The organism is Jannaschia sp. S6380, assembly GCF_023015695.1.
Taxonomy (GTDB): Bacteria; Pseudomonadota; Alphaproteobacteria; order Rhodobacterales; family Rhodobacteraceae; genus Jannaschia.
Window position 1 is genome coordinate 2,471,664 of the sequence record NZ_JALKAS010000001.1, and the last position, 26,943, is coordinate 2,498,606.

General features: G+C 68.5%; 26 protein-coding genes and 1 riboswitch. Of the genes, 16 read left to right on the forward strand and 10 right to left on the reverse strand.

Annotation, left to right across the window (positions count from 1 at the left end):
- Position 1: 1 nt before the first annotated feature.
- The gene (gene aroC, locus MWU52_RS12720; RefSeq protein ID WP_246952582.1) at positions 2 to 1,105 is read right to left on the reverse strand and encodes a chorismate synthase; all 1,104 of its coding nucleotides are present in this window, start codon (positions 1,103 to 1,105) and stop codon (positions 2 to 4) included.
- Positions 1,106 to 1,384: 279 nt separating this feature from the next.
- Between aroC and MWU52_RS12725 the strand changes: the two genes are divergently transcribed.
- The 7 genes from MWU52_RS12725 (at position 1,385) to MWU52_RS12755 (ending at position 7,867) form a co-directional block, all read left to right on the forward strand.
- On the forward strand, positions 1,385 to 1,945 hold the full coding sequence (locus MWU52_RS12725) for a hypothetical protein (protein ID WP_246952584.1): 561 nt from the start codon (positions 1,385 to 1,387) through the stop codon (positions 1,943 to 1,945).
- A 295-nt stretch (positions 1,946 to 2,240) separates the two neighbouring features.
- A riboswitch (TPP riboswitch) is annotated at positions 2,241 to 2,341 on the forward strand.
- A gap of 31 nt (positions 2,342 to 2,372) precedes the next feature.
- Positions 2,373 to 3,344 carry a thiamine ABC transporter substrate binding subunit gene (locus tag MWU52_RS12730; RefSeq protein ID WP_246952586.1) on the forward strand — a complete coding sequence of 324 codons (972 nt, stop codon included), beginning with the start codon at positions 2,373 to 2,375 and terminating at the stop codon, positions 3,342 to 3,344.
- 40 nt (positions 3,345 to 3,384) lie between these two features.
- On the forward strand, positions 3,385 to 4,887 hold the full coding sequence (locus MWU52_RS12735; RefSeq protein WP_246952903.1) for a thiamine/thiamine pyrophosphate ABC transporter permease ThiP: 1,503 nt from the start codon (positions 3,385 to 3,387) through the stop codon (positions 4,885 to 4,887).
- Positions 4,874 to 5,569 carry an ATP-binding cassette domain-containing protein gene (locus MWU52_RS12740; RefSeq protein ID WP_246952588.1) on the forward strand — a complete coding sequence of 232 codons (696 nt, stop codon included), beginning with the start codon at positions 4,874 to 4,876 and terminating at the stop codon, positions 5,567 to 5,569. The genes MWU52_RS12735 and MWU52_RS12740 overlap by 14 nt, the downstream gene beginning before the upstream one ends.
- A 70-nt stretch (positions 5,570 to 5,639) precedes the next feature.
- Positions 5,640 to 6,167 (forward strand): isopentenyl-diphosphate Delta-isomerase, encoded by a 528-nt coding sequence (gene idi, locus MWU52_RS12745; protein ID WP_246952590.1) that lies wholly within the window; start codon positions 5,640 to 5,642, stop codon positions 6,165 to 6,167.
- A 66-nt stretch (positions 6,168 to 6,233) separates the two neighbouring features.
- Entirely contained in the window at positions 6,234 to 6,785 is a 552-nt protein-coding gene (gene hslV, locus MWU52_RS12750; RefSeq protein ID WP_246952592.1) for an ATP-dependent protease subunit HslV, read from the forward strand.
- Positions 6,782 to 7,867 carry a hypothetical protein gene (locus MWU52_RS12755; protein ID WP_246952594.1) on the forward strand — a complete coding sequence of 362 codons (1,086 nt, stop codon included), beginning with the start codon at positions 6,782 to 6,784 and terminating at the stop codon, positions 7,865 to 7,867. Before hslV ends, MWU52_RS12755 begins: the two co-directional genes overlap by 4 nt.
- Here MWU52_RS12755 and MWU52_RS12760 read toward each other — a convergent pair.
- Positions 7,850 to 9,736: an alpha-amylase family glycosyl hydrolase gene (locus MWU52_RS12760; protein ID WP_246952596.1), complete on the reverse strand. Its 1,887-nt coding sequence runs from the start codon at positions 9,734 to 9,736 to the stop codon at positions 7,850 to 7,852. The genes MWU52_RS12755 and MWU52_RS12760 overlap by 18 nt on opposite strands.
- 69 nt (positions 9,737 to 9,805) lie before the next feature.
- Positions 9,806 to 10,177, reverse strand: a complete 372-nt coding sequence (locus MWU52_RS12765; protein WP_246952598.1) for a DM13 domain-containing protein — start codon at positions 10,175 to 10,177, stop codon at positions 9,806 to 9,808.
- A 136-nt stretch (positions 10,178 to 10,313) separates the two neighbouring features.
- Between MWU52_RS12765 and hslU the strand changes: the two genes are divergently transcribed.
- Positions 10,314 to 11,612: an ATP-dependent protease ATPase subunit HslU gene (gene hslU, locus MWU52_RS12770; protein ID WP_246952600.1), complete on the forward strand. Its 1,299-nt coding sequence runs from the start codon at positions 10,314 to 10,316 to the stop codon at positions 11,610 to 11,612.
- Positions 11,609 to 12,862, forward strand: coding sequence for an MFS transporter (locus MWU52_RS12775; protein WP_348645513.1), 1,254 nt, complete (start codon positions 11,609 to 11,611; stop codon positions 12,860 to 12,862). Before hslU ends, MWU52_RS12775 begins: the two co-directional genes overlap by 4 nt.
- Here the strand turns inward: MWU52_RS12775 and MWU52_RS12780 are convergent.
- Genes MWU52_RS12780 through MWU52_RS12790 form a run of 3 tightly spaced genes read right to left on the reverse strand, consistent with a single transcriptional unit; the run spans position 12,827 to position 14,956 of the window.
- Positions 12,827 to 13,408, reverse strand: a complete 582-nt coding sequence (locus MWU52_RS12780; RefSeq protein ID WP_246952602.1) for a Smr/MutS family protein — start codon at positions 13,406 to 13,408, stop codon at positions 12,827 to 12,829. The genes MWU52_RS12775 and MWU52_RS12780 overlap by 36 nt on opposite strands.
- Positions 13,405 to 14,295, reverse strand: a complete 891-nt coding sequence (locus MWU52_RS12785) for an MltA domain-containing protein (protein WP_246952603.1) — start codon at positions 14,293 to 14,295, stop codon at positions 13,405 to 13,407. Before MWU52_RS12785 ends, MWU52_RS12780 begins: the two co-directional genes overlap by 4 nt.
- A gap of 1 nt (position 14,296) precedes the next feature.
- Positions 14,297 to 14,956: a Tim44/TimA family putative adaptor protein gene (locus MWU52_RS12790; RefSeq protein WP_246952605.1), complete on the reverse strand. Its 660-nt coding sequence runs from the start codon at positions 14,954 to 14,956 to the stop codon at positions 14,297 to 14,299.
- 105 nt (positions 14,957 to 15,061) lie between these two features.
- Between MWU52_RS12790 and MWU52_RS12795 the strand changes: the two genes are divergently transcribed.
- From MWU52_RS12795 to secB, 4 genes are all read left to right on the forward strand, one after another.
- A complete protein-coding gene (locus tag MWU52_RS12795; RefSeq protein WP_246952607.1) occupies positions 15,062 to 15,550 on the forward strand; it encodes an FxsA family protein in 489 nt (162 codons plus the stop codon).
- A gap of 31 nt (positions 15,551 to 15,581) precedes the next feature.
- On the forward strand, positions 15,582 to 16,742 hold the full coding sequence (locus MWU52_RS12800; RefSeq protein WP_246952609.1) for a DNA repair exonuclease: 1,161 nt from the start codon (positions 15,582 to 15,584) through the stop codon (positions 16,740 to 16,742).
- The gene (locus tag MWU52_RS12805) at positions 16,739 to 20,104 is read left to right on the forward strand and encodes an AAA family ATPase (RefSeq protein WP_246952611.1); all 3,366 of its coding nucleotides are present in this window, start codon (positions 16,739 to 16,741) and stop codon (positions 20,102 to 20,104) included. The genes MWU52_RS12800 and MWU52_RS12805 overlap by 4 nt, the downstream gene beginning before the upstream one ends.
- A gap of 77 nt (positions 20,105 to 20,181) precedes the next feature.
- Positions 20,182 to 20,709, forward strand: coding sequence for a protein-export chaperone SecB (gene secB, locus MWU52_RS12810; RefSeq protein ID WP_246952613.1), 528 nt, complete (start codon positions 20,182 to 20,184; stop codon positions 20,707 to 20,709).
- A 13-nt stretch (positions 20,710 to 20,722) separates the two neighbouring features.
- Here the strand turns inward: secB and dnaQ are convergent, their stop codons facing one another.
- The 4 genes from dnaQ to MWU52_RS12830 are packed head-to-tail and all read right to left on the reverse strand — an operon-like array spanning position 20,723 to position 23,374.
- Entirely contained in the window at positions 20,723 to 21,409 is a 687-nt protein-coding gene (gene dnaQ / locus MWU52_RS12815; RefSeq protein WP_246952615.1) for a DNA polymerase III subunit epsilon, read from the reverse strand.
- Positions 21,406 to 21,975: a dephospho-CoA kinase gene (gene coaE, locus MWU52_RS12820; protein ID WP_246952617.1), complete on the reverse strand. Its 570-nt coding sequence runs from the start codon at positions 21,973 to 21,975 to the stop codon at positions 21,406 to 21,408. The genes dnaQ and coaE overlap by 4 nt, the downstream gene beginning before the upstream one ends.
- Positions 21,972 to 22,787, reverse strand: coding sequence for a shikimate dehydrogenase (locus MWU52_RS12825; RefSeq protein WP_246952619.1), 816 nt, complete (start codon positions 22,785 to 22,787; stop codon positions 21,972 to 21,974). Before MWU52_RS12825 ends, coaE begins: the two co-directional genes overlap by 4 nt.
- The gene (locus MWU52_RS12830; protein ID WP_246952907.1) at positions 22,784 to 23,374 is read right to left on the reverse strand and encodes a Maf family protein; all 591 of its coding nucleotides are present in this window, start codon (positions 23,372 to 23,374) and stop codon (positions 22,784 to 22,786) included. The genes MWU52_RS12825 and MWU52_RS12830 overlap by 4 nt, the downstream gene beginning before the upstream one ends.
- Positions 23,375 to 23,761: 387 nt before the next feature.
- Between MWU52_RS12830 and hemJ the strand changes: the two genes are divergently transcribed.
- From hemJ to mnmE, 3 genes are all read left to right on the forward strand, one after another.
- Entirely contained in the window at positions 23,762 to 24,199 is a 438-nt protein-coding gene (gene hemJ / locus MWU52_RS12835) for a protoporphyrinogen oxidase HemJ (protein WP_246952621.1), read from the forward strand.
- Between the two features lie 127 nt (positions 24,200 to 24,326).
- Positions 24,327 to 25,643 carry a transcription termination factor Rho gene (gene rho, locus MWU52_RS12840; protein ID WP_246952623.1) on the forward strand — a complete coding sequence of 439 codons (1,317 nt, stop codon included), beginning with the start codon at positions 24,327 to 24,329 and terminating at the stop codon, positions 25,641 to 25,643.
- Positions 25,644 to 25,658: 15 nt separating this feature from the next.
- Positions 25,659 to 26,942, forward strand: coding sequence for a tRNA uridine-5-carboxymethylaminomethyl(34) synthesis GTPase MnmE (gene mnmE / locus MWU52_RS12845; protein WP_246952625.1), 1,284 nt, complete (start codon positions 25,659 to 25,661; stop codon positions 26,940 to 26,942).
- The last annotated feature ends 1 nt before the right edge of the window (position 26,943 follow it).

Genomic DNA, 26,943 nt, shown 5'->3' on the forward strand with positions numbered 1-26,943 from the left:
CTCACCCGATCCGTCCGCCCGCATCGCCCACCTGCCCGCGATGCAGCAGCAGGTGATCAAGGATCACGCAGGCCATCATCGCCTCGGCCACGGGCACGGCGCGGATGCCGACGCAGGGGTCGTGGCGGCCCTTGGTGACGATGGTGGTTTCCTCGCCCGACTTGGTGATCGTTCGCCGCTCCGACAGGATCGAACTGGTCGGCTTGACCGCGAACCGCACTACCACGTCCTGCCCGGTGCTGATCCCGCCCAGGATGCCGCCCGCGTGGTTCGAGGAATAGACCGGTCCGTCCGGGCCCATCGCGATCTCGTCGGCATTGTCGCGTCCGGTCAGGCGGGCGGCGTTCATGCCCTCGCCCACCTCGACGCCCTTGACCGCGTTGATCGACATCATCGCCGCCGCCAGATCGGTGTCGAGCTTGCCGTAGACCGGTGCGCCCAGCCCCGCGGGCATGCCGCGCGCCACGCACTCGATCACCGCGCCGACCGAGTTGTGGTCGTCCTTCCGCAGCCAGTCGAGATGTTCGGCGAAGGTCTGCGCCGCCTGCGCATCGGGGCACCAGAAATCGTTGCGGCCGATCTCGTCCCAGTCGAAGCGGTCGCGGTCGATGTCCAGCGGCCCCATCGCCACCATGTAGCCGGTCACCCGGATCTGCGGCGCCAGCACCGACAGGGCCGCCCGCGCCACACCGCCTGCGGCGACACGCGCCGCCGTCTCGCGTGCGCTTGACCGGCCGCCGCCGCGATAGTCGCGGATGCCGTATTTCTGCCAGTAGGTGATATCGGCATGGCCGGGGCGGAATTTCTCGGCGATCTCGCCATAGTCCTTCGACCGCTGGTCGGTGTTGCGGATCAACAGCTGGATCGGCGTGCCGGTCGTGACCCCCTCGAACACACCCGACAGGATCTCGACCGCGTCGGGTTCCTTCCTCTGCGTCGTGTGCTTGGACTGGCCGGGCTTGCGCGCGTCCATCCAGACCTGCAACGCCGCCTCGGTCACGGGCACGCCGGGCGGGCAACCATCCACCGTCGCCCCCAGCGCCGGCCCATGGCTCTCGCCCCAGGTGGTGACGCGAAAGAGATGGCCGAAGGTGTTCAGGGACATGCGCGCGCTCCTCCGTCGTGGCTTAGTTGGAGGGACGGGAGGGGGCAAGGTGGAAGGCACCTTGAGGGCGGGGGTGTGGGAAAGGCTGTCGTTGACGTGCACCTTGCTAGCGTCCGGTCTCAGCCCAAAGCGACAACGCCACTATAGGCGGGAATTCGGGATACCGGACCTTCACTGCGCAAAGCATGAACTGGTAACTTGCTGACTGAACCGCCACTGTAGTAATTAAGATTTGAAATGCCATGCGTTCGAGATCGCCTGCGGTATGGAGATATTTAAATGAGCCTTGATACATTAATTGATCAATTGGAAAAATCTATTGATTCACAATATTATTTTCTTGCACTCACCACCGCTCTTTCTGTCCCTGATATTTCGGCAGCTATTGGTTCAGACGACGGCAGGGCAACTAAGAAGAAGTACATCGCATGGTATGATGATTGGGTGCTTCCTAGATTTTCAATAAATAAGAGAAAGAGGTTGCAGACGGTAGGAATAGAAAGTCCAGTCGACATAAAAAATCCCTTTACCGGCGCGGAGTGTTACTACTATCGATGCGCAATGCTTCATCAGGCCAGGTCGACAAACGCTTACAGCGCCTTTTCTAGGGTTTTGTTTGTCGAACCTAAATCCACTTCCGTTTGGATGCACTACAATACTATAAACGACGCGCTCCTGATTGATCTCCCTTCCTTTTGCCATGAGGTCACGCAAGGCTACCGGGATTGGATAGCCGCCGTGCAAGAGAATGATAATTTTAGGAAGAATATGGCGAGTACGATGCAACGTCACAGGGAAGGCTTAGCGCCATATATCATCGGCGTTCCAGTGATATCCTGAATCTCAGATGGCTTTCGCTAAACTCTATACGGATTGCCGCTGTCGGGAAACAGAATCAACTTTGCAAAGATCGTTTACTGCGCATAACTGCCGTTTGGGCTAGATGGAGCATCAGTTAGTTTGGAATCCAAGCAGACCTCCGCACCCCCGGATGCGAGACGCGCGCTTCGCTGACCGACGATCGTCTGCCGCACCAAACCGCCTTACCTGATGCCGATCATGCGCCAATTGCTGTGGCGCCGACCCCCCTCTCCGTCTCTCGGGGCTGGACGGCGGGACGCCGGGGGCCTATCCAAGCCTTACCTCGGGGGGCCTTCCAGGGCTGAGATGCTGTCAAGCGGACCCGTTGAACCTGAACCGGTTAAGACCGGCGGAGGGAAGGTGCGATATCTCACCCCACCCCGTCCGTCGCATGTGGGAGAGAGACATGAGATCCACCATCGCAACGGCCCTGACCCTGCTTGCAAGCCCCGCGCTGGCACAGCCCCTGACGGTCTACGCGCCCGACTACTTCGCCTCCGAATGGGGCCCCGGCCCCGCGATCGAGGCCGCGTTCGAAGCGTCCTGTGCCTGCGAGATCGAATATGTCACCGGCGACGTGCTGCCGCGCCTGCGGCTGGAAGGCACGCGCACCCGCGCCGATGTGGTGATCGGCCTGAACACCGACGATGCCGAAGCCGCCCGCCAGACCGGCCTCTTCGCGCCGCACAATGTCGATGTCCGGGGTCTCACCATGCCCGTCGACTGGACCGACGCGACCTTCGTGCCGTTCAACTGGGGTCACACCGCCTTCGTCTACGACGCCACCCAGATCGACCCGCCCGAAAGTTTCGCGGCCCTGCTCGACGCCCCCGACGACCTGCGCATCGCGATCCAGGATCCGCGGACCAGCGTGTCGGGCCTGGCGCTCGCGCTCTGGATGCACAAGGTCTTCGGCGAGGACGCGACCGAGGCCTGGGCTGCGCTCGCCCCCAAGGTCGTGACGGTGACGAAGGGCTGGTCCGAGGCCTACGGCATGTTCACCGAAGGTGAGGTCGATATGGTGCTGAGCTACACCACCTCGCCCGCCTATCACATCATCGCGGAAGGCGACGAGACGAAGAAGGCCGCGATCTTCCCCGAAGGCCACTACGTCATGGTCGAGACCGCCGGTCAGATCGCCACGACCGATCAACCCGAGCTGGCGCAGGCCTTCCTCGACTTCATCCTGACCGAGGAGTTCCAGTCGATCATCCCCGAAGGCAACTGGTCCCTGCCCGCCAGGCTGGACCCGGCGAAGATGCCCGAGGGCTTCGCCAAGCTGGACCTGCCCGAGACCGCGCTGATCTACGACAGCGCCGAGGCGGAGGCGCTGCGCGACACCGTCGTGGCCGAATTCGAGGCCGGGCTGGGCCGCTGACGTGACCGCGGGCGCCCGCCTCGGCCTCATCGCCGCCGCGATGGTGGCGGGCGCGCTGCTGCTGCCACTGGTCGCGGTGGCCTGGCGGGCGGAGGGCTGGGGCGGGCTGCGCGTGTCCGATTGGGGCGCGCTGTGGTTCACGCTCTGGCAGGCGGCGGTCTCGGCGGCACTGTCGGTCCTGCTGGCGGTGCCGGTGGCGCGGGCGCTGGCGCGGCGGCGCTTTCCGGGCCGGGGGGCGGTCGTCCTGCTGCTGGGGGCGCCGTTCATCCTGCCGGTGATCGTGGCCGTGCTGGGCCTCGTCGCGGTGTTCGGCCGCAGCGGGGTCGCCAACACGGCGCTGGGCTGGCTGGGGGTCGAACCGGTGTCGATCTACGGCTGGCAGGGCGTGATCCTGGCGCATGTCTTCTTCAACATGCCGCTGGGCACGCGCCTGATCCTGCAGGGTTGGCTCTCGTTGCCGGGCGAACGCCTGCGGCTGGCCGCGTCGCTGGGCTTCGACGCGGGCGACACGTTCCGGCGGCTGGAATGGCCGATGCTGCGCGCCCTGGTCCCCGGCATCTTCGTGGTGATCTTCCTGATCTGCACCACATCCTTCGCGGTGGCGCTGGCGCTCGGCGGCGGCCCGCGCGCCACCACGGTCGAGCTCGCCATCTATCAGGCGTTCCGCTTCGATTTCGACCTGTCGCGCGCGGCCCTGCTGGGCGCGCTGCAACTGCTGATCGGAGGCGGCGCGGCGCTCCTGTCGCTTCGCCTGGCGCTGCCTTCGGGCTTCGGCGCGGGGCTGGATCGGGTGACGCCGCGATGGGACAGCCGGGGCCCGGGCCTGCGCATGCAGGACGGCGCCGCGATCGGGCTGGCCTGCCTGTTCCTCCTCCTGCCGATGGCGCTGGTGCTGGGCGGCGGCGTGGTCCACGTCGCGGGCCTGCCCGGATCGGTATGGCTGGCCGCGCTCCGCTCCCTGCTCATCGCGCTTTCCGCGGCGATCCTGACCACCGCGCTCGCCTTCGTCATGGCACTGGCCGTCGTCACCACGCGACGCGGCGGCTGGGTCGAGGTGGCGGGCACCCTCTCCATCGCCGCCTCGCCGCTGGTGCTGGGCACGGGCCTCTATATCCTGCTGCTGCCGGTGGCGAACCCAGTGGCACTCGCCCTGCCGGTCACCGCCTTCGTCAACGTGGTACTGGCCCTGCCCTTCGCCCTGCGCGCGCTGATTCCGGCGATGCGGGACCTGCACCGCGACTATGGCCAGCTGTCGGCGTCGCTGGGCGTCACGGGGTTTGCCTGGGTCCGCCTTGTTGCGCTGCCGCGCCTGCGCCGCCCGGCGGGGTTCGCGGCCGGGCTGACGGCGGCGCTTGCGGCGGGCGACCTGGGCGTGATCGCGCTTTTCGCATCGCCGGATCAGGCCACGCTGCCGCTCGTCCTCTACCAGTTGATGGGATCCTACCGGATGGAGGACGCGCGTGCCGCCGCCGTCCTGCTGGTCGCGCTCTCCCTCGGCCTCTTCTGGCTGTTCGAACGCGGGGGGCGCCATGCTGCGGCTTGACGGAGTCGTCATCCGGCTGGGCGCCTTCACTCTGGCGGCGGACGTCACGTTCTCCGCAGGCGGGATCACCGCGTTGATGGGGGCCAGCGGATCGGGAAAGTCGACCTTGCTTTCGGCGGTCGCGGGGTTCCTCTCGCCGGCATCTGGCCGCATCCTGGTCGGCGATCGCGACATCACCAGCGCAGCGCCGGGCGACCGGCCGCTGTCCATGCTGTTCCAGGATCAGAACCTGTTCCCGCACCTGACAGTCGCACAGAACACCGGCCTGGGCCTGCGCCCCGACCTGCGCCTGTCGCCGGATCAACGGACGGCAAGGGATGCCGCGCTGGATCGCGTGGGCCTCGGCGGGCTGGGCGACCGCCTGCCCCGCGACCTGTCCGGCGGCCAGCAGAGCCGGGCCGCCCTGGCGCGCGCCCTGCTGCGCGGGCGGCCCTGGCTTCTGCTGGATGAGCCATTCTCGGCCCTGGGTCCTGCGCTGCGGGCCGAGATGCTGACGCTTCTGCGCGATACCGCGCAGACCGAGGGCCTGTCGGTGCTGATGGTGACGCATGATCCGCAGGATGCCCGCGCGATCGCCGACCGCACCGCCATCGTGGCCGACGGGCGCGTGCATCCGCCGGCGGCGACCGGACCGCTCTTCGATGATCCGACGCCGGCACTTCGGGCCTATATCGGCATCTGAGACGGGTTTCGGCCCGGCCTGTCCTGTCCTAGATCCCCCTTGCGCCCCCGCCACGCAGGATTCGCCCGCGATGACCGACGACATTCTGATCCCCGCCTGGGTCGACGGCCGCCTGGTGCCCCTGGACAAGATCGAGACGCATCGCCGCGGGCTGCGCCACAAGGCGGTGTCGGTCTTCGTGCTGGACGGGCCGCGCCTGCTGATCCAGCGGCGGGCGGCGGGCAAGTACCACACGCCCGGCCTCTGGGCGAACACCTGCTGCACGCATCCGCATTGGGGCGAAGACCCGCGCGCCTGTGCGCGTCGCCGTCTGGAGGAGGAGCTGGGCATCACCGCGCTGGACCCGCAACCCCGCCCCGGCGTGGAATACCGCGCCGATGTCGGTGGCGGCCTGGTGGAGCATGAGGTCGTCGACGTCTTCGTCGCCGAAGCCGGCCCCGATCTTGCCACCGCGCCCGACCCGGCCGAAGTGCAGGACCTGCGCTGGGTCGACCTCGACCGACTGGAGGAGGAGATCGCGGCCCGACCCGACATCTTCACGCCTTGGCTGCGCATCTACATGGCCGAGCATCGCGCCCGTATCTTCGGCGATGGCTGACCGCCTGCCGGGGTGGCGTTCCGCGTCGTGCCAACCCATATCGGACCCCAGACGCAGGAGGACAACATGAGCGATTTTCCCGGCTGGCACGGCACCACCATCATCGGCGTCCGCAAGGGCGGGCAGGTCGTGATCGCGGGCGACGGACAGGTCAGCGCCGGCCAGACGGTGATGAAGGCCACCGCCCGCAAGGTCCGCCGCCTGTCGCCCGGCGGGCACGAGGTCGTCACTGGGTTCGCCGGTTCGACCGCCGATGCCTTCACCCTGCTGGAGCGGCTGGAGAAGAAGCTGGAGGCGACGCCCGGTCAGCTGCAGCGCGCCTGCGTCGAACTGGCCAAGGACTGGCGCACCGACAAATACCTGCAGAAGCTGGAGGCGATGCTAATCGTGTCGGACGGCACCGATCTCTATGTCGTCACCGGGGCGGGCGACGTGGTCGAACCCGAACATGACGTGGCCGCCATCGGATCGGGCGGCAACTTCGCGCTGGCGGCGGCGCGCGCGCTGATCGACGGCGACCTGTCCGCCGAGGAGGTCGCCCGCCGCGCCATGGCGATCGCGGCCGACATCTGCGTCTATACGAACGGAAACCTGACGGTCGAGGCGATCGGACGATGATCGGGCAGGACGACCTGCGCGCCGCTGTCGGCGCGGGCCTTCTGTCCGAGGGGCAGGCCGCCTCGCTGATGCAACTGGCCGCCGACCGCGGCGACGCCCGCCGCGCGGCCCCGGCCGGAGAGGAGCCGTTCGCGCTGTTCCGCGGCTTCAACGAGATCTTCATCGTCGTGGGCCTCGCCATCCTCGCGACCGGCTGGATCGGCGTCTGGACCATGATCGCCACCGCCTCGGGCGATTTCCGCGCCGCCTGGATGGCCGCCGGGATCGCCACGGCCGCGGTGATCCTGCTGCTGTCGGAATATTTCATCCGCCGCCGCCGCATGGTCGCCCCGGCGATCGCGCTGGCCACGGCCTTCGCGGTCGACGCGGCGGGGTTCTGGCTGCTGTTCCGGAACAGCGTCACGCTTCTGGGCGGGATCGATTTCGGATTGGCCGCTCTCCCGCTCGCGCTGACGGCGGGGACGATCGCGCTCTATTGGTGGCGCTATCGCGTGCCCTTCGCCATGGCCCTGCTGGCCACATCCATCTTCGGCTTCGTGATCGTGACACTCAGCGCGGCGTCGGGGCAGGCGGCGACCTTCCGCGATCTGTTCCTGCTGTCGGCGGCCGGACCGCTGGCCTGGGGGACGTTGATCCTGGGGCTGGGGCTGTTCGCGGTGGCGATGCGGTTCGACATGTCGGACCCGCACCGCATGACCCTGCGGGCGGCCAACGGGTTCTGGCTGCACATCGTGGCCGCACCCGCCATCGTCAACACGGTCGCGCTGACGCTGATCGACGCGGGCACCGGCCCCGCACGGTTGGCCCTGGCCGTGCTGCTGGGGATCATCGCCGTGATCGCGGTCGTCATCGACCGCCGGTCCTTCCTGATCTCGGCGGTGGGCTATGTCGTGGTGCTGGTCAGCCAGGTCAGCGGCGGCGACGGTTTCGCGCCCACGGTCCTGCTGCTTGGGGCGGCGCTGGTCGGGCTGGGCGCGGGCTGGCAGCGGATCCGGGGCGCCCTGTTGGGGCCCGTCCCGGCCGGACTGAAGGATCGGCTGCCCCCCTCGACCCCCGCGTCGACCTCAGGCGCGGAGCCATAGCGCCGCGTAGGGCGGCAGGCGCAGCACCGGCCCGTCGCGCAGGGGCGGCGCGCCGCTCAGCAGGTCGATGGCCCCCGCCGGCACGTCGAGCGCTACATCTTGGAACCGTTCGGTGAAATTGCACAGGCAGGTGATCGTCCGGTCGTCGCCCAGCCGCAGATAGGCGAAGACGCCGGTATTGCCGCTGTCGATCACGCGCGTCGGTATGCCCGAGGCCAGCTGCAGCGTCGCCTTGCGCACGGCCAGGATATGCCGGACGCCGCGATAGATGCGCCCATGCGGCGCGTCGCTGGTGTCGACCTCGGCCGCGCGATCCCAGTCCATCGGCGGGCGCTGCATCCAACGTCCGTCCCCGGCGCGCGCCGGGTCGGCAAGGTAGCCGTCGTCGTTCGTCAGACCCAGCTCGTCGCCCATATAGATCAACGGGATGCCCCCGAAGGACGCGATCAGCGCATGCCCCATCAGGATCCGCGCGATGGCGGCGTCGATCGCCGCCCCATCGCCCGCCTCCATCGCGGCCTCCAACCCGGCGAGCGAGGCGAAGCTGCCGTTCGTGCGCCGGTCGCCCGTCACCGCGTTGACCTGGAAATCGGCACCGCGGGCAAAGCTGCCGCGGAACCGGCCGGCATAGAAATCGGCGAGGAAGGCGCGGTGCCCCGGCCCGGTGATATGCGGCATGTGGGCGGCGTCCTCCTCGGTGATCGCCCAGCCGATATCGTCGTGACAGCGGATATAGGTGGCGAAACAGGCGCGGCGAAAGCTCTCGGGGAAATGGCTGCGCAGGACATGGGTCATCAGCCGCGTGTCGCGCGAGGCCAGGGACGACCAGAACTGCACCATCAGGTTGTTGTGATAGGCGAGTTGGCTCTCGCGGCCCTGATGCGTGTCCTGGCCCAGATAGGGCACCAGGTCGGTCGGCCCCACGATCGCTTCGGCCTTGTGGATGACGGCGGGGGCGGCGATGCGCGTGGCCTGCGTCAGCGCCTGCAGGATGTCGTGGACCTCGGGCAGGTTCTGGCAGGACGTGCCCATCCGCTTCCACATGAAGGCCACGGCATCAAGGCGGAAGATCTCGACCCCCTTGCCGGCCAGGAACAGGATCGTGTCGAGGATGGCGAGGAAGACCTCGGGGTTCCGCCAGTTCAGGTCCCACTGGTATTCGTTGAACGTGGTCCAGACCCATTTGCCCATGTCCGGATAATGGGTGAAGTTCCCCGGCGCCTGGTCGGGGAATACCTCGGTCAGGGTCCGCTCGTATCGTTGCGGCAGGTCCGGGTCGTCGAACATCAGGTAGAAGTCCTGGTAGAATGGATCGCCCCCGCGCGCGCGCCGCGCCCATTCGTGTTCCTTCGCGGTGTGGTTCAGGACCATGTCGATACAGGTGCTGATGCCCGCGGCGCGAAGCGACAGGGTCGCGCGCCGAAAATCGGCCATGGTGCCGAGCTTCGGGTCGATGCGCCGATAATCCATCACCGCATAACCGCCGTCGGACGCGCCGGGTCGGGGCATCAGACAGGGCATCACATGGGCATAGGTGACGCCCAGGTCCTTCAGGTAGTCGATCCGCGCCGGCAGGTCTTTCAGCCCGCCCGCGAACCGGTCGAGGTAGAAGACATAGGCGACCATCTCCTCGGACAGGAACCAGTCCGGGTCCACATCCCGTTCGAGATCGAGGCGGCGCAGGTCCGCGGGGCGGGCCGCCCAGTGGCGGGCCAGCACCTGGCGGATCCGTTCCAGGATGGGGCCGGGCCCCTCGGTCCCGCCATAGAGACGGGTGATCGGCCCGATCAGGTCGCGGCGCCCACGGCGCCAGCGCAGGGCGAACGCCTCCTCGCGGTTCAGGGTCGCGGGCTGCCTTGGACGTTTCACGCGGCGCTCCTCCCCGGGCCGGTCGCGCCCATGGTGCGACGCGGCCGGGTCCGAGCGCAAGCGCGCGCGTCAGTTCAGTTTCGCGACGCCCAGCGGCACGTTGAACTTCTCGCACCAGATCCAGACCTCGTTGTATTGGCTGGCATCGACGCCGGCCGGCACGGCATAGCTGCTGGCCCCGGAATTGGATTGCAGCGGCCCCATCAGGGTGCGCGGGTCGTAGCCGTCGCGCCCCAGCGCAACCTTGGGATCGGGCGCGCCGTCGAAGGTGAAATCGGCCAGCAGGTTGACCTGATTGCCCGCGATCTCGGCGGTGCCGGTGGTGACGTGGTTGCTGGCCCCGGCGAAGCTGCCGAGGCGGCCATGCCCCCCGGCGATGGCGGTGGCGGCGGGCAGGAGGGCCAGGCCTCCGGACAGGCGAAGGAAGGAACGGCGGTTCATGGTGGGCTCCGATGGTTTGCGTCTGTGCGCGGAGCCTGCGCCGGGGCCGGATTCATTCATAGCCCCGACCACGCGCATGTGAGCGGCGTTGCGTTTCCGTGATCGCCGCTTAGGTAGGCCGCAAAGGAGAGAGCAGATGACCGACCTGACCCCGCGCGAGATCGTGTCCGAGCTGGACCGCTTCATCATCGGCCAGAAGGACGCCAAGCGCGCCGTGGCTGTGGCCCTGCGCAACCGCTGGCGGCGCAAGCAGCTGGGCGACGAATTGCGGGACGAGGTATACCCCAAGAACATCCTGATGATCGGCCCGACCGGCGTCGGCAAGACCGAGATCAGCCGCCGCCTGGCCAAACTGGCCCACGCGCCGTTTCTCAAGATCGAGGCGACGAAATTCACCGAGGTCGGATATGTCGGCCGCGACGTCGAGCAGATCGTGCGCGACCTTGTGGACGCGGCCCAGGTCATGATTCGCGAGCGGATGCGCGAGGAGGTCAAGGCCAAGGCCCATGGCGCCGCCGAGGAGCGGGTGATCGACGCGCTGGCGGGCCAGGACGCGCGCGAGGGCACGCGCGAGAGCTTCCGCCGCAAGCTGCGCGCGGGCGAGCTGGACGACAAGATGATCGAGCTGGAGGTGGCCGACACTTCGAACCCGCTGGGCATGGCGATCCCCGGCCAGCCCGGCATGGACCAGATGGCGGGCCTGGGCGAGATGTTCGGCAAGATGATGCAGCGCACTGTCAAGAAGCGCCTGAGCGTGGCCGCGTCCTACGACCTGCTGATCGACGAGGAGGCCGACAAGCTGCTGGACGCGGAGACCGTCACGCGCGAGGCCATCCGCGCAGTGGAACAGAACGGCATCGTCTTCATCGACGAGATCGACAAGGTCTGCCGCAACGCCGATGCGCGCGGCGCCGATGTCAGCCGCGAGGGCGTGCAGCGCGACCTGCTGCCGCTGATCGAGGGGACGACCGTTTCCACCAAGCACGGCCCGGTGCGCACCGACCACATCCTGTTCATCGCTTCCGGCGCCTTCCACATCGCCAAGCCGTCGGACCTGCTGCCCGAATTGCAGGGACGCCTGCCCATCCGGGTGGAGTTGCGCGCGCTGACCGAGGACGATTTCGTCCGCATCCTGACCGAGACGGACAACGCTCTGACGCTGCAATACACCGCGCTCATGGCGACGGAGGAGGTCACCGTGACCTTCACCGAGGATGGCATCGCCGCCTTGGCCCGGATCGCCGCGCAGGTGAACGAAAGCGTCGAGAATATCGGCGCGCGCCGTCTCTATACCGTGCTGGAGCGCGTGTTCGAGGAACTGTCTTTCGAGGCGCCCGACCGGGGCGGGCAATCCGTCACGGTGGACGACGCCTTCGTCGAGACGCATCTGGGCGAACTGTTGCGGTCCACCGACCTGTCGCGCTACGTCTTGTGACCGGGCGCACCGGCTTCGTCCGGTTCGTTCGCGACAACCCGGCGTTCCTGGGGGCGGGGATGCTCCTGTCCTTCGTGTCGAGCTTCGGCCAGACCTTCTTCATCGCGGTCTTCGCGGGCGAGATCATGCGCGACTTCGCGCTGACAGACGGCCAATGGGGCTTGATCTACACGGTGGCCACGTCATGTTCGGCGCTGGCGATGATCTGGGCGGGGGCCCTGACCGACCGTCTGCGGGTCCGCCACCTGGGCATCTGCACGGCCCTCCTGCTCGCAACCGCATGCCTGGTCATGGCCGGCGCCCGTTCGGCCGCGGTCCTGGTGGTCGCGATCTTCCTGCTGCGGTTCGCAGGCCAGGGCATGATGAGCCATCTGAGCGCCGTGTCGATGGCGCGCTGGTTCGTGGCCAACCGGGGCAAGGCGCTCTCGGTCGCGTCGATGGGGGTCGCACTGGGACAGGCGCTGCTCCCGGTCCTGTTCGTGGCGGCGATGGCCTGGGTGGATTGGCGCGCGCTGTGGCTGGCGGCGGCCGGGGCCGTCGTGATCCTGCTTCCGCTTCTGGTGCGTCTGTTGCGGTCCGAGCGGACGCCCCGCTCCATGGTCGTCGAGACGGAGGCCGAGGGGATGGGCGGGCGCCACTGGACCCGCCCCGAGATCCTGCGCCACTGGCTCTTCTGGGCGATGGTGCCGCTGCTTCTGGGCCCGCCCGCCTTCGGGACGGCGCTGTTCTTCCACCAGGTCCACCTGACGCTGGTGAAGGGTTGGGCGCTGGTCGACTACGTCGCGCTCCTGCCGCTGTTCACGGTGCTGGCGATCGGCACGACGTTCGCCAGTGGCGCCCTGCTCGATCGGATCGGGTCGCCGCGGCCGATGCAGGTCTTCCTCCTGCCCTTCGCGCTGGGTTTCGCCACCATGGCCGGGGCCCAGTCTCTGTGGGGCGCCGCGCTCGCCATCGCGTTCTTCGGCATCGGAACGGGGGCACAGGCGACGATCCCCTCGGCCTTCTGGGCGGAGTTCTTCGGCACCCGGTATCTGGGTGCCATCAAGGCGTTGGCCGCCGCAATCATGGTGCTGGGCACGGCGCTGGGGCCGGGCCTGACGGGTGCGCTGATCGATGCGGGCCTGACGCTGCCCGAACAGATGCCCGCCATCGCGGTCTATTTCCTGCTGGCCGGTGGGCTGGCCGCCGCCGCCATCGGCCGGGCGCGCCGCGACCTAGCCGCGCCGCAGATAGACGTAGTACGCGCCTGATCCACCGTGGCTGCGATGCGCCTCGGTCACCTGCAGCACGACCTGTACCAGCGGCGCCAGACGCAGCCACTGCGGCACCTGATGCCGGAGTACGCCCAGCCGGTTCGGGATCGGCCCCTCGGACGGCTTGGTGCGGCCCTTGCCGGTGACGACGATCACCAGCCGCTTGCCCGACGCATGCGCCGATAGGATGAACCGCAAAAGCGCCGGATGCGCTTGATCGAGCGTCATGCCGTGCAGGTCCAGCGTGCCTTCGGGGCGCAGCTTGCCGGCCTTCATCCGGCGATGCGCCCTGGCGTCCATCCGGAGCGGCTGCGACGCGACCTCCTCGGCCAGCGACGGCGCGTGGACATGCGTCGAATTGCGATCCCGTGCCTGCTCACCCAGCCGGAATCGCGGCAGATCGGGCCCTTTCGCCGGGCCGGGCCGGGGCGGCGGGCCGGGGTCGGGTGCGGCGCCCTGGCCCGGCGGGTGCAGCGCCTCGGCCGTACGGGTGTAGCGCGACCAGAGCTCGCGATCCTCGCGCGAGAGGGGCCGGCGTTTCATCGCCGTATCAGCGGGGTGAAGCGCCCCTCGTGGTTCATCCGGCCGGCCGCGACTCCAGCCGCCTCGCCGGTGCCGAAGAAAATATCGGCGCGCCCCGCCCCGGTGATGGCCGATCCGGTGTCCTGTGCCACGACAAGTCGCGCCATCCCGTCCACCTCGATCCAGACGGGGGTGCCGAGCGGCGTCTGTGTGGGGTCGACGGCGATGCTGCGTCCGACCGTGACCGGGCACAGGCTTCCCTGCGGGCCGCTGCCCTTGGGCAGGTCGACGACGCGGAACATGACGTAGCTGGGATTCTCGTGCATCACGGCGCGCCCGCGATCGGCATCGGCGCGCAGCCAAGCCTTCAGCCGGTCGGCGCTCAGGTCCGCGCCGAACACGCCGCGCGCGATCAGAAGCTTGCCGATGGAGCGATAGGCGTGGCCGTTGCCGCCGGCATAGCCCAGACGCAGCGTGTCACCACATTTCAGCCGGATGCGACCCGAACCCTGAACCTGCAGGAAGAACCGGTCGACCTCGTCCTGCAGCCAGACGATCTCCTGCCCGGCCAGCGCGGGCTCGATCTCGGCGCGCGGAAGGCTGATGCCACCGGCGGGACAGGCGTGGACGGGGACGGGGAAGGCCGCCGACCGGACGCGGCTGCCCGCGATCTCGGGCTCGTAATAGCCGGTGAAGCGGCCGCGCAGCGTCGGACCGGGGGCGAAATGCCGCGCGAAGAAGGATCGGGCATCCGTGGCGGCATGGGCGGCCGGGCCCAGCGGATCGTCCGGGTTCTGCCGAAAGGCCGCCAGGGCCGCGTTCAGATCGTCACGGTCCCAGCCAGGCAGCGCGGAAAGCGAAGGCCGCCCCGTTCGGGGGGCCGCAGGGGTATCGGCCGGGCCGGGCAACTCAGCCCTCGGTCGCGACCAGCTTCCAGTTTGGGTCGCCCGTCCCCATCACCCGGGCGAAGGTCCAGATGTCGCGCTGCTTCTTGATCTCGTTCGGGTTGCCCTCGACCACGGTGCCGTCCGCATCGCGCACGACACTGGTCAACTCGCCCACGAAGCGCAGGGTGATCTGCGCCTCGGACGTGGCACGATCGAAACTGGCCGCCTGCAGCCCGGTCTCGCGCACGCCGACGAAATTCGCCTCGACCGTCAGGCCCTGGTCCTCGCGATGCGAGATACCGGCCAGGAACGCCTCGTAGACGTCTTCGGACAGGAACTCCTGAACCGGGCCGAGGTCGCCGTTCTCATAGGCCATCAGGATCATCTCGTAAGCCTGCCGTGCGCCGCCGACGAATTCGGACACCGAGAATCCCGGCTCCGCCTCCTTCATGGTGGCAAGCGCCTTGGCATCGTCGGACCCGTCGGTCACGTGGTCGGTGATGTCGCGGTCCGGTCCGCCCTCGATCACCTCGAAGTCGCGGCGCACGCCGTCACGGCGGATGGGTTCGGCGGCCGGGGGCTTCTCGAAGCCGGTGCGGGTGCCCAACACGTTCTTCAGCCTGATCACGAGGAACAGGGCGATCGCGGCTAGGACCAGAAGTTGTATCACGGCGTCGTTCATCCTTCTCTCCGGCGCGCTCACGGGGTTGGTATCCCGAACACCGGACATATGTAAGGCGGCGAAGGGGTCAAGGGAAGCGGCCCCGAAGGACAAGGGGCCCGAGACATGTGGCTTTTCGCGATATTCGTCGCCCTACCCATTCTCGAGATCGCCCTTTTCATCCAGGTCGGCGGCTGGCTGGGCCTCTGGCCGACGCTGGCGATCGTGATCGCGACGGCGGCGCTGGGCACGTACCTCGTGCGCCGGCAAGGCCTGGCCGAGCTGCGCCGCGTCCAGAAATCCTTCGACACGTTCAGCGATCCGACCCGGCCGCTGGCCCATGGCGCGATGATCCTGGCGTCGGGCCTTCTGCTGCTGACGCCCGGCTTCTTCACCGACGCGATCGGCTTCGCGCTGCTGGTGCCGGGCATCCGCGACGCGGTGATGGCGCATGTGCGCAAACGCGTGACCGTCAAGTCGTTCACGATGGGCCCCGACGCCGGCCAAGGGAGTGTCCCGCCCGCCGCGCGGGACGACGTGGTCGAAGGCGACTATGTCGAGGTCCCGCGCGACGGCCCCTCGGGCTGGACGCGCCGCGAGCCGCGCGGGCCTTGACGGCCTCGGGGCGGCGCGGCTTCTTGCGCGCATGAAGATCCTGCATTCCGCCGACCTGCATCTGGGGTCGCCGTTGCGGTCGGCGGCCGCGCGCGACGCCGAGCTGGGCGCGCGGCTGTCGGGTGCGCTCGACGGTCTCGCCGCGCGCCTGGTGGATGTGGCGCTGCGCGAACGGGTCGACGCCGTCGTCCTGGCCGGCGACGTGTTCGACGGCGACGTGGCCGACGTGACGCTGCGCGCGGCGCTGATGGCGGATCTTCGCCGGCTGACGCGGTCCGGCATCCCGGTGGTGATGATCCGTGGCAACCACGACGCGCTGATGGATCTCGACCGCTATGGCCCGCCGGGCGAGGGGATCCACCTGCTGCACCACGGCGCGCCCTCGGTGCGGATCGGGCCCGCCACGTTTCATGGGCTGGGATTCCGCGCGCGGCATGTGCAGACGTCGCTCTTGCCGAACTATCCGAGGCCCGAAGCCGGGCGGATCAATATCGGCCTGATGCACACCTCGCTCGACGGGGCGGCGGGCCATGACCCCTATGCCCCCTGCGCGGTGTCGGACCTGCTTTCGCACGGCTACGACTACTGGGCGCTGGGGCATATCCACAAGCGGAGCGCGCAGGTGCAGGACGGCATCGCCGTGGTCATGCCGGGCATCCCCCAGGGCCGGCACGTGAACGAGGACGGGATCGGATCGGTCACCATCGCGACCCTGGACGAGACGCCCGCGTTGCAGGCCGTTCCGGTGGCGCAGGTCGCGTTCCATCGCCGCTCGGTCGCGTTGACCGAAGACGACCAGTCCTCCACCCTCGATGCGTTTCTGGCGGCCGCGCCGTCCCGCGACGGACGCCATCACCTGATCCGGTTCGCGGTCGCCGGCGGCGATCAGCCTACCGCGGCGCTGACCGCGCTGGCCCGCGCCGCCCTGACGGAGCGCGAGGACATCGGGGTCGAGGATCTGCGACGGACCGCGGCGTCCCGCCCCGCCCCGGTCGACGGATTGGCACGGCTGATGCGCGAGGAGGCCGGGACGGCCAGCTTTCGCGACGAGGGTCTGCGGATCCTGGCGGAGTTGCGATCCGCCTTGCCGTCCGAGATCGCGGACGCCCTCTCCGACGAGGCGCTGGACGACCTGCTGGAGGACGGTCTCGACACCGTCGGACATGCGCTGCGCCACGGGACGGCAGGATGAGGCTGTCGCGACTGGACCTGACGCGATACGGGCATTTCACCGGGACCAGCTTCGATTTCGGCCCGGCCCGCGATGTGGATGTCACCGTCGTCTACGGCGACAACGAGGCCGGCAAGAGCACCGCCTTCGCGGCCTGGCTGGACCTGCTCTTCGGGATTCCGCCGCGAAACCCGCCCTTCGCCTTCCTCCATCCCCGCGCCCAGCTGGAGATCGGCGCCCGGCTGGAGACCGGCACGGGCACGATGGAGTTGCGCCGCACCGGGCGCGGCCTGTCCGACGGCGATGGCCACGCGCTGGAGGAGACGCGCATCGCGGCGCTTCTGCATAATCTTGACCGCGAAACCTATCGGATGCGGTTCTCGCTCGACGACGAGACGCTGCGCCGGGGCGGGGCCGAGATCGCCTCGGCCAAGGGCGATCTGGGGCAGGCGCTGCATGTCGGCACGTCGGGCGTGGCGGGCGTGGGCGCGGCGCTGGATGCGCTGTCCGCAGAGGCCGACGCGTTCCAGCGCAAGGGCGGCTCCACCCAGGTCCTGGCGAGGGGGAAGGCCGAATTGCGCGAACTGACCGCGACCTTGAAGCAGAGCGAACTGTCGCCCCATCGCTGGGACCGGCTGGAGGCCGCCGTAGGCGAGGCCCGCGACGCCTCCGATGCCGCTGGCCAGGCGGTGCACGCCGCGCGAAACCAGGTGACCCTCTGCGAGAGAGCCCGGGAGTTGCGCGACCTTGTCCGGCAGGAGGAGGAGATCGCGGCGCGCCTGTCGGACCTGCCGGACGGCCCGAACCTGGCGCCGGGCGCCGAGACCCGGGCGCGCACCGCGCTGGAGGCGCTGGCGGCCGCCGACGAGGACCGGGGCGTGCACCGGACCACCCGCGATGCCGCCGCCACGGAACTGGCCGCGATGCCGGAGACGCTCGGGGCCCGCGCCCTGATCGCGGACGTGGCGCGGATCGAGGCGCTCACCCTGCCCGACGGCAGCCTGCTGGTCCAACGCGTGGCGACGGCCCGTGCGGACCTGCCGAACCGGACCCGCGACCTCGCAACGCTTGCCGCGGCGCGCGATGCCGCGCTGGCCGGCGCCGGGCTCGACGACCTGGCCGGGGTGGACGGGGACTTTCCCGACCGCCTGGACGCCGCGCTGTCGCGGGCCGAAGCCGCATGGCGCGAGCACGACGCGACCCGCCGGAGGTTGGAGCGCGAACGTGCCGAACTGCCCCGCACGCGCGCCGACACGTCGGGGCGCGCCGCACTCGCCGCCGCGCTGGAGGCACTGCCGGACGCAGCCCATCTGGAAGAGTTGCGCATCGCGGCGGATGCCGCGCGGCAGGCGGCCAGCGACGCATCCTCGATCCTGCCCCGTGACTGGCAGGGGCTGCTGCCGGACTTGCCCGAGGCGAAGACGATCGACGCCGCCATCGCCATGCTGGCCGAACGCGAGGCCGATCTGGCCGCCGCCCGCCGGCGCGCCGAGGATTGCGCGGCCACGCTCGGCGATGTGCAAGCCCGCGCCCCGGCGGGCGGGGCGGCGCCGGTCTCGGACGCCGATCTCCGCGCGGCACGGGCGGCGCGGGATCTGGCCTGGGATCACCACCGCGCCGCGCTGGACGCGGAATCGGCGGATGCCTTCGCCGCGGAAATGCGGCGCCATGACGATCACGTGGCCCGGCATGCAGGCGAGGTCGGGGCCCGCGCCGCCGAGGCCGCGCGGCAGGATCGCCTGCGGGAGGTCGAACGGTCCGCGACGCAGGCCGATGCGGCGCTGTCGACCGCGACGGCCGCGCGGGACGCGGCGCGGAACGTGGCGACGGGACTTGCCGTTCGGGTCGGCCTGTCGCCCGAAGACGCCCCCGCCGCGATCCCCGCGCGCCTGCGCCGCCTGATCGAGGCCGACCGGGCCGAACGCCAGGCGACAGGCGCCGAGGCGCGGCGCGACCGGTTGGCGGACATGATGGCGGCGCGGCTGGCCGAGTTACGCCGCTGCCTGACCCAGGCCGGCTGGGCGGAGACCGATCCGCCCGATCCGGTCGCGGCGGCACGGGCGCATCTGGAGGTTCTGGCTGCGGCGGAACGGACCACGGCGCTGCGGCGGGCGGCGGAGGCCCGGATCGCCGAGATCGAGGGCCAGCTTGCCGAGGCGGAGACAGACGCGCGAATGGCCGATCACGCGCTGGAGGAAATCTTGGCCGGGACCGGACTGGCGGGCCGGCCCCGGCCCGACCTGCGGGCGACGGTCGCGGCCACGCGGCAGGCCATCGAACGCGGCGCCCGGCACGACGAACTGGCGCTGCGCATCGACGGGATGAAGGCGGCGCTCGAGCGGCTGGAGCAGGAAGTGGGCGGGCTCCGCGAAACCCAGTCGGGTGGCGACGCGGTCGAGATCCTTCACCGCGCCAAGGCGGCCGCCATGGAAGCGGAACGACGCGCGCGGAACAGGGCGCAGATCGTGGAACGGCACCGCGTGGCGGAGGAGGCGATGGCCCGGGCGGACGTCCGGGATCGTGCCGCGCAGTCGACGCTCGACGAGGTTCTGAAGGATCAGGGCGGCGAGGGGTCGGTGGCGGAACGCCTGGACCGGATCGCGGCCCGCGACGAACTGCGCCGCGAATGCCGGGGGGTCGGCCGCCGCATGGATGACCTGCGCCATGGCCTCGACGTCGCCGCGCTCGAGGCCGAGCGCGCGATCGAGGACCCGGCCCGGCTGGATACCCTTCGGCAGGATCTGGCCACGCGGGAAGCCGACCACGCTGCCGCGCTGGAGGCGCTGGGCCGGGCAAGGCAGACGCGAGACGCGGCCGTGACCGCAACCGGCGCGCAGGCGGCGCGGCAGGCCCGGGCGGCCCTGTTGGAGACGCTGCGCGCCGGCGCCCGCGAGGCCGCATCCCTGCGCCTGGGCGTCGCCGCGGCCCGGCGCGCCCTGATCCGCCACCAGGAGAAAAGCCGCGGTCGGATGCTGGACGCGACGCAGGAGGCCTTCGCCCAGCTCACGCGAGGAGCCTGGATGCGGCTGGAGACGGGGATGGGTGAAAAGGGCGAGGCTCTCTTCGCGGAGGGTGCCGACGGGCGCAAGCGGATCGACGCCATGTCGACCGGCACGCAGGGCCAGCTCTACCTCGCGCTGCGGATCGCGGGGCATGCGGCTTTCGCTGACGCGTTCGGACCGCTTCCCTTCGTGCTGGACGACGTGGCCGAGACCTTCGACGACGCGCGCGCGGCCGCGGCGTTGGACATGCTGGGCCGGATCGGGACGCGGGGGCAGGCGATCCTGCTGACGCATCACAGGCACCTCGTCGCGATGGCGCGCGAGGCGATCCCGGACGTCCGGGTAATGGACTTGCCGGCGCGGGCACGGGCCGCGAGCTAAACCCGGGTTCGGTTGTGACGGCGACGACCCTCTGGTATCGGGGCGCGACCCTTTCCGAACCCGAGGATTTTCGCCACATGGCCGACGAAGAGAACACCCAGACCACCCCCGAAGCCGAGGGGACGAAGCCCCAGCAGACGGCCCAGCAAACGCCCCAGATGCAGGTCCTGGGGCAGTTCATCCGCGATCTGTCCTTCGAGAATGTCGCCGTCCAGAAGGGCCGCGCGCTGGAGGGGCAGCCCGACATCAACGTCCAGGTCGGGCTGGAAGCCAAGAAGCGCAAGACCGAAGGCCAGTACGAGGTCGCGGTGAAACTGAACGTCACCGGCAAGGTGAAGGGGGCCGACGACCCGATCTTCGCGATCGAGCTGGATTATGCCGGCGTCTTCGCGATCTCCAACGTGCCCGAGAACCAGCTGCATCCGTATCTGATGATCGAGTGCCCGCGCATGCTGTTCCCGTTCCTGCGCCGGATCGTGTCTGACATCTCGCGCGATGGCGGCTTCCCGCCGCTGAACCTCGAGAACATCGATTTCGTGGCACTCTACCGAAACGAGATCACCCGGCGGGCACAGGCCGAGGCCGAAAACGCGCCGAAATCCTGATCCGATACCGTCGTCAGCGGGTCCGGCGCCAGAGCGCGTCCGGGCCCAGCCCGTCGACGAAGGCCGCATGCGACGCGGCCTCGGCCTCGGTCAGGCGGGGGGACAGCGGACGCGGGCGGGGCGTCGGCTTCCAAGGGCCGTCCTCGGTCCGGCGGCCCGATCCCTGCGACACCAGCGACATGGTGGGCTGCCGCCCGCCGATCAGTTCCAGATAGACATCGGCCAGAATCTCGCTGTCGAGCAGCGCACCGTGCTTGGTGCGCGCGGCGTTGTCGACGCCGAACCGGCGGCACAGCGCATCGAGCGAGGCCGGCGCGCCGGGAAACCTGGACCGGGCAATCGCCAGCGTGTCGATCGCCCGGTCCATCGGCAGGCGGGGCAGGCCCATCCAATCCAGTTCCGCGTTCAGGAACTTCATGTCGAATGCGGCATTGTGGATCACCAGGCGGTCGTCGCCGATGAAATCCAGGAACGCCTGGCCGATCTGACGGAAAACGGGGAAATCCTTCAGGAAGTCGTCGCCCAGGCCGTGAACCTGGAACGCCCCGTCGGGCATCGCGCGTTCGGGATTGATGTACTGGTGATAGACATTGCCGGTGGCGACATGGTTGACCAGTTCCACCGCGCCGATCTCGACGATGCGGTCGCCGGTATCGGGCTCGAACCCGGTGGTTTCGGTGTCGAGGACGATTTCCCTCATGTCAGCTCCGCTACGATCCGCGCAACGGCCGCGCGGGCCGTCTCCATGTCGGTGGTCGGGATGACATAATCGGCCCGGGCGCGCTTGTCAGCATCCGGCATCTGCCGCGAAAGGATCAGGTCCAGCTCCGCCCCGCTCATGGTACCCCGGTCGAGGATGCGGCGGCGTTGCGTCCCGGCATCGACCGAGACGACGGCGACACGGTCGCATTCGGCGTCGAGGCCGGTCTCGAACAATAGCGGCACATCCCAAACCACGAGGCCCCCGTGCCCTTCCATCCAGACGGCGCGGTCGGCGGCGACCAGCGGATGCACGATGGCGTCGAGCGCGTCGAGGGCCGCCTCCGGCTCGGCCGCGAGTGCGGTGCGCAGGGCCGCGCGGTCGATGCCGCCGGCGCCCCCAACGCCCGGAAAGCGCGCGACGACAGGCACGACTGCGGCGCCCCCGGGGCCATAGAGGGCATGAACCGCGGCGTCCGCATCCCAGACCGGCACGCCCAGATCGCGGAACATCGCCGCGGCGGTGGATTTTCCCATCCCGATGGAGCCGGTCAGCCCCAGGATCATGACAGGACCGCGCGGCGCAGGTCGTCATCCACCTCGGGCGTGACGCCGAACCAGGCGGCGAAACCCGGCACGGCCTGATGCAGCAGCATGCCCAATCCGTCGACGGTCGGGTTCCCCCGCAACTCGGCACGCGTCAGGAGCGCGGTACGAAGCGGGGTATAGACGATATCGGTGACCAGAGCGTCGTGCGGCAGCGCGTCGAGCGACAGGGCCATTCGCGGCTGACCGGCCATGCCGAGACTGGTGGTATTCACCAAAAGGCCACGTCCCCCCAACCGTGCTTCCGCCCGATCCCACGGCACCACACCGACACGGTCGTCGAAGCCCGCAGCGAGCGTCTGCGCGCGCGCTTCCGTACGGTTGGCGAGCGTGATTTCGGGCACGCCCAGATCGAGCAGGGCCGCGACGATCCCGCGCGCCGCACCACCTGCCCCAAGAACCAGGGCGGGCCTGTCCGCAGCCCACCCCGGCGCGCCCTGTCGCAAATTGGCAACGAAGCCCGCCCCGTCGGTGTTGTCGGCATGAATCGCACCATCCGAAAAGCTGAGCGTGTTCGCGGCGCCGACGGCGCGGGCACGGTCGGTGGCGGTTTCGGCCAGATGGAACACGGCCTCCTTATGGGGAATGGTGACATTGACGCCCGCAAAACCCAGCCGGGGCAAAAGGTCGAGCGTCCGCGCCAGGTCGTCCGCGCGGACATGCAGCGGCACGTAATGCCCGTCGATCCCGTATCGCCGCAACCAGTGGCCATGCAGTCGGGGCGAGCGGCTGTGCCCGATCGGATCGCCGATGACGCCGGCCAGACGGGTCACGCCGGGATCTCCCCGCGCGCGATCAACCAGTCGACCAGCGGCAGGAGCGGCAGGCCCAGGACCGCGAAATAGTCGCCGTCGACCCGGGTGAAAAGGCGCGCGCCCTCGCCCTCCAGCGTATAGCTGCCGGCGGAATGTCGGATCACCGGCCAGTTGCGATCGACGTAATCGGCCAGATAGGCCGGCGAGGCGCGCCGCATGGTCATGGTCACGGTGGCGACGTGACGCCAGACCGCGCGCCCCTCCTGTGCGGCCACGATGGCCGAATGAAGCTTGTGCGTGCCGCTCGAGAGCGCACCGAGCTGGGCCACGGCATCCGCCGGCGTCTCGGGTTTGGAGAGGAGCATGCCGCGATGATCGACGGTCTGATCGCATCCCAGGATGATCCCGTCCGCACGCAGACGCAGCGCCTTCAGCTCGGCCAGGGCATCGGCCACGTCGCGGGGTGCGTGACCTTCGGCCACGAGCGCGGCGCGGGCGACCTCCTCGTCGATGCGGGCCGGTCGGACCTCGAAGGGAATGGCGGCGTTCTGCAGCAGATCGCGGCGGGTCTGGGAGGCCGAGGCGAGAATCAGCATCTGGACGATCCTGTGGGCAACGCGCGGGAAAAACCTGTCAAGAAGGCTGTGACAGGATTGGACGCGTTCCGCGCGGAGGACAAGTCGACGGTTTCCCCGAAACGGACGGGAACTTTTTCGGCCGGGCGGCGTTTGCCCCCAAGCTGTGGAGCGGTCTTACCTGTCCCTCGTGCCTTCAACCGCACTCCCCAAGACGTTCCACAGCCGATCCCCCTTGCTGCCATCGCCGCCACGCGCGTGATCCACCGGATGGACAGGACACCACCCTGTCGGACCGTCGAATGTGAGCGATTCCGTGGAGCGGATTTGATCCCCGTTTTCCACTGCCCCTACAAACAACCACATCCTTCTTCTTTCCTTTTTGATTGATAGAAGGAAGCCTGAGGGGGCACCGCGATGGGCGATCTGTATCTTTGGTTGAAGGCGGGGCATGTGATCTCCGTCATCGCGTGGATGGCGGGGATCTTCTATCTGCCACGCCTCTTCGTGTACCACGCCGAGACCGGCCCGTCCGTGCCCGATATGATCCCGGTTCTGCAGGTGATGGAGAGACGCCTGATCCGGGCGATCATGACGCCGGCGATGATCGCGACATGGGTATTTGGGCTGGCGCTGATCGCCTTGGGCCTTGTCGATTGGGGCGCGGTCTGGCCTTGGATCAAGGCGGTCTGCGTCCTGGCGATGACGGCGTTCCATTTCTGGTGCGCGGGCGAGCGGAAACGCCTGGCGGACGGGAGCGCGCGGATGACCGGCCGTGGCTACCGGATGATGAACGAGGTTCCGACACTGCTTCTGATCGTGATCGTGGTGTCGGTGGTCGTTCGGCCGTTCTGATTGACTTCGACCGGGAGGAGACTTACGTCATTCGGGACGGTGGGCCGTCCTGGCCCGAAACCGCTTCCCATTCCGAAGATATCCGGCACGACCCCTGGCGGCGTGCCCCTTGCCGAGTGTTCCCGACATGCGCGACGACGATACCACCCTGGACACCCCCGCCGAGGACGATGGCCCGGTTGAGACCCTGAACCTGCGGGACCTGAAGGCCATGTCGCCCAAGGCGCTGGTCGATATGGCCGAGGAACTGGAGATCGAGAACGCCTCGACCATGCGCAAGGGCGAGATGATGTTCTCGATCCTGCGCGAGCGCGCCGATGACGGCTGGGAGATTTCCGGCGAGGGCGTGCTGGAGGTGCTGCAGGACGGCTTCGGCTTCCTGCGCGCGCCCGAGGCGAACTATCTGCCGGGTCCGGATGACATCTATGTCTCGCCCGAAGTGATCCGGGCGCATTCGCTGCGGACCGGCGACACGGTCGACGGGATCATCCAGGCCCCCGACGACAACGAGCGGTATTTCGCAATCACCAAGGTGACGCAGATCAATTTCGCCGATCCGGAAAAGGCGAAGCACAAGGTCAGCTTCGATAACCTCACGCCGCTCTATCCCGACGAGCGATTCCAGATGGAGATCGAGGACCCGACCATCAAGGATCGGTCCGCGCGGATCATCGACTTGGTCGCGCCGATTGGAAAAGGTCAACGTTCTTTGATAGTTGCGCCGCCCCGCACGGGTAAGACGGTATTGTTGCAGAACATCGCCAAGTCGATCGAGACGAACCACCCCGATTGCTATCTGATGGTCCTGCTGATCGACGAGCGGCCCGAGGAAGTGACCGACATGCAGCGATCCGTGAAGGGCGAGGTCGTGTCTTCGACCTTCGACGAGCCGCCGACCCGGCACGTGGCGGTGGCCGAGATGGTGATCGAGAAGGCCAAGCGCCTGGTCGAGCACAAGCGCGACGTCGTGATCCTGCTCGATTCGATCACGCGCCTGGGGCGGGCCTACAACACGGTGGTCCCGTCCTCGGGCAAGGTTCTGACCGGCGGCGTCGACGCGAACGCGCTGCAGCGGCCCAAGCGGTTCTTCGGCGCGGCGCGCAACATCGAGGAGGGCGGCAGCCTGACCATCATCGCGACGGCGCTGATCGACACAGGCAGCCGTATGGACGAGGTTATTTTCGAAGAGTTCAAGGGCACCGGCAACAGCGAGATCGTGCTGGACCGCAAGGTCGCCGACAAGCGTGTCTTCCCGGCGATGGATATCCTGAAATCGGGTACGCGGAAGGAGGAACTCCTGGTCGATGCGAAGAACCTGCAGAAGACCTTCGTCCTGCGCCGGATCCTGAACCCGATGGGCACGACCGATGCGATCGAGTTCCTGATCGGCAAGCTGAAACAGACCAAGACCAATTCGGACTTCTTCGATTCGATGAATTCCTGACGGGCCGGGCCCGGGATGGACGGCACGATCTACGCGGTCGCCACTGCGCCGGGAAAGGCGGGTGTCGCGATCATCCGCATATCGGGACCTTCGGCGCGCGCGGTGCTCTCGGCCCTCGGGGCGGCTGCCCCAGCGCCGCGGACGACGCGCTTGGCAACGCTGCGGAGCCAGGCGGGTGAGGTACTGGACCATGCATTGGTCCTGTTCTTTGAAGCGGGCGCGAGCTTTACCGGCGAGGACGTGGTCGAGCTGCATCTGCATGGCAGTCCTGCCGGCGTGCGTCGCGTCATGTCCGAAATCGGTGGTACGGGAGTCGCACGATTGGCGGAACCCGGGGAATTTACGCGTCGGGCGCTGCTGAACGATCGGCTGGATCTGACGCAGGTGCAGGCGCTGGCTGATGTGATCGATGCCGATACCGAGGAGCAACATCGGCATGCGATGCGGATCCTGGAGGGCGACCTGGCGCGCAAGGTGGAAGCCTGGCGCAAAGACCTGATCCGCGCGATCGCCCTGATCGAGGCCACAATCGACTTTGCCGATGAAGACGTGCCGACCGATGTCACGCCTGAGGTGCAGTCGCTTATTCGATCCGTTTCGGCATCCGTCGCGACCGAACTCCGCGGCGTTGCGGCTGCTGATCGGATCCGGGCCGGGTTCGATGTGGCGATCGTGGGGGCGCCCAATGTCGGCAAATCCTCCTTGCTGAACAGCCTTACGCGCAGCGACTCCGCCATCGTCTCGGACATTGCAGGAACGACGCGGGACGTGATCGAGATTCGACTGGATATCGGAGGCGTGCAGGTCAACCTGATAGATACCGCAGGTCTGCGGGACACGACAGATGCCGTGGAACGCCTGGGGGTTCAACGTGCCGTCGACCGAGCTCGAAATGCAGATTTGCGGTTATTTCTGTTTGATGACAAAGGATTGCCGGATCTAGGAGTTGCCCCCCTGTCCGATGACATCGTGATACGGACGAAGGTCGATCTGGACGGAGTTGAGGGCATCTCGACCTTGGACGGGACCGGTATCGAGGCGCTGCTGTCGCGGATCGGGGAACGCGCGATGGGTTCGGCACGGTCTGCCGGGCTGGTTTCGCGAGACAGGGATCGGGAAACACTGGCATTCGCGGTGGGCGAATTAGAGCGTCTGGCGAAGCAGGTCGGCGACTTGGAGCCTGAGGTCTTGTCCGCCGATCTGCGGATCGTCGTACGACGATTGCATCGGATCATCGGCGGGGTTGAAGTCGAAGAGATTCTGGACGAGATATTCGCCTCTTTCTGCCTCGGAAAATAGG

Excerpts from the sequence above, each read along its gene's own strand:
- secB (WP_246952613.1), top strand. The coding sequence starts at position 20,182 with ATGGCCGACGAAGAGAACACCCAGACCACCCCCGAAGCCGAGGGGACG.
- hslU (WP_246952600.1), top strand. The coding sequence starts at position 10,314 with ATGACCGACCTGACCCCGCGCGAGATCGTGTCCGAGCTGGACCGCTTC.
- idi (WP_246952590.1), top strand. The coding sequence starts at position 5,640 with ATGACCGACGACATTCTGATCCCCGCCTGGGTCGACGGCCGCCTGGTG.
- MWU52_RS12725 (WP_246952584.1), top strand. The coding sequence starts at position 1,385 with ATGAGCCTTGATACATTAATTGATCAATTGGAAAAATCTATTGATTCA.
- MWU52_RS12765 (WP_246952598.1), bottom strand. The coding sequence starts at position 10,177 with ATGAACCGCCGTTCCTTCCTTCGCCTGTCCGGAGGCCTGGCCCTCCTG.
- MWU52_RS12730 (WP_246952586.1), top strand. The coding sequence starts at position 2,373 with ATGAGATCCACCATCGCAACGGCCCTGACCCTGCTTGCAAGCCCCGCG.
- MWU52_RS12795 (WP_246952607.1), top strand. The coding sequence starts at position 15,062 with ATGTGGCTTTTCGCGATATTCGTCGCCCTACCCATTCTCGAGATCGCC.
- hslV (WP_246952592.1), top strand. The coding sequence starts at position 6,234 with ATGAGCGATTTTCCCGGCTGGCACGGCACCACCATCATCGGCGTCCGC.
- MWU52_RS12735 (WP_246952903.1), top strand. The coding sequence starts at position 3,385 with ATGGTGGCGGGCGCGCTGCTGCTGCCACTGGTCGCGGTGGCCTGGCGG.
- rho (WP_246952623.1), top strand. The coding sequence starts at position 24,327 with ATGCGCGACGACGATACCACCCTGGACACCCCCGCCGAGGACGATGGC.
- aroC (WP_246952582.1), bottom strand. The coding sequence starts at position 1,105 with ATGTCCCTGAACACCTTCGGCCATCTCTTTCGCGTCACCACCTGGGGC.
- mnmE (WP_246952625.1), top strand. The coding sequence starts at position 25,659 with ATGGACGGCACGATCTACGCGGTCGCCACTGCGCCGGGAAAGGCGGGT.
- dnaQ (WP_246952615.1), bottom strand. The coding sequence starts at position 21,409 with ATGAGGGAAATCGTCCTCGACACCGAAACCACCGGGTTCGAGCCCGAT.
- MWU52_RS12800 (WP_246952609.1), top strand. The coding sequence starts at position 15,582 with ATGAAGATCCTGCATTCCGCCGACCTGCATCTGGGGTCGCCGTTGCGG.
- coaE (WP_246952617.1), bottom strand. The coding sequence starts at position 21,975 with ATGATCCTGGGGCTGACCGGCTCCATCGGGATGGGAAAATCCACCGCC.
- MWU52_RS12805 (WP_246952611.1), top strand. The coding sequence starts at position 16,739 with ATGAGGCTGTCGCGACTGGACCTGACGCGATACGGGCATTTCACCGGG.
- hemJ (WP_246952621.1), top strand. The coding sequence starts at position 23,762 with ATGGGCGATCTGTATCTTTGGTTGAAGGCGGGGCATGTGATCTCCGTC.
- MWU52_RS12755 (WP_246952594.1), top strand. The coding sequence starts at position 6,782 with ATGATCGGGCAGGACGACCTGCGCGCCGCTGTCGGCGCGGGCCTTCTG.
- MWU52_RS12740 (WP_246952588.1), top strand. The coding sequence starts at position 4,874 with ATGCTGCGGCTTGACGGAGTCGTCATCCGGCTGGGCGCCTTCACTCTG.
- MWU52_RS12790 (WP_246952605.1), bottom strand. The coding sequence starts at position 14,956 with ATGAACGACGCCGTGATACAACTTCTGGTCCTAGCCGCGATCGCCCTG.
- MWU52_RS12780 (WP_246952602.1), bottom strand. The coding sequence starts at position 13,408 with ATGAAACGCCGGCCCCTCTCGCGCGAGGATCGCGAGCTCTGGTCGCGC.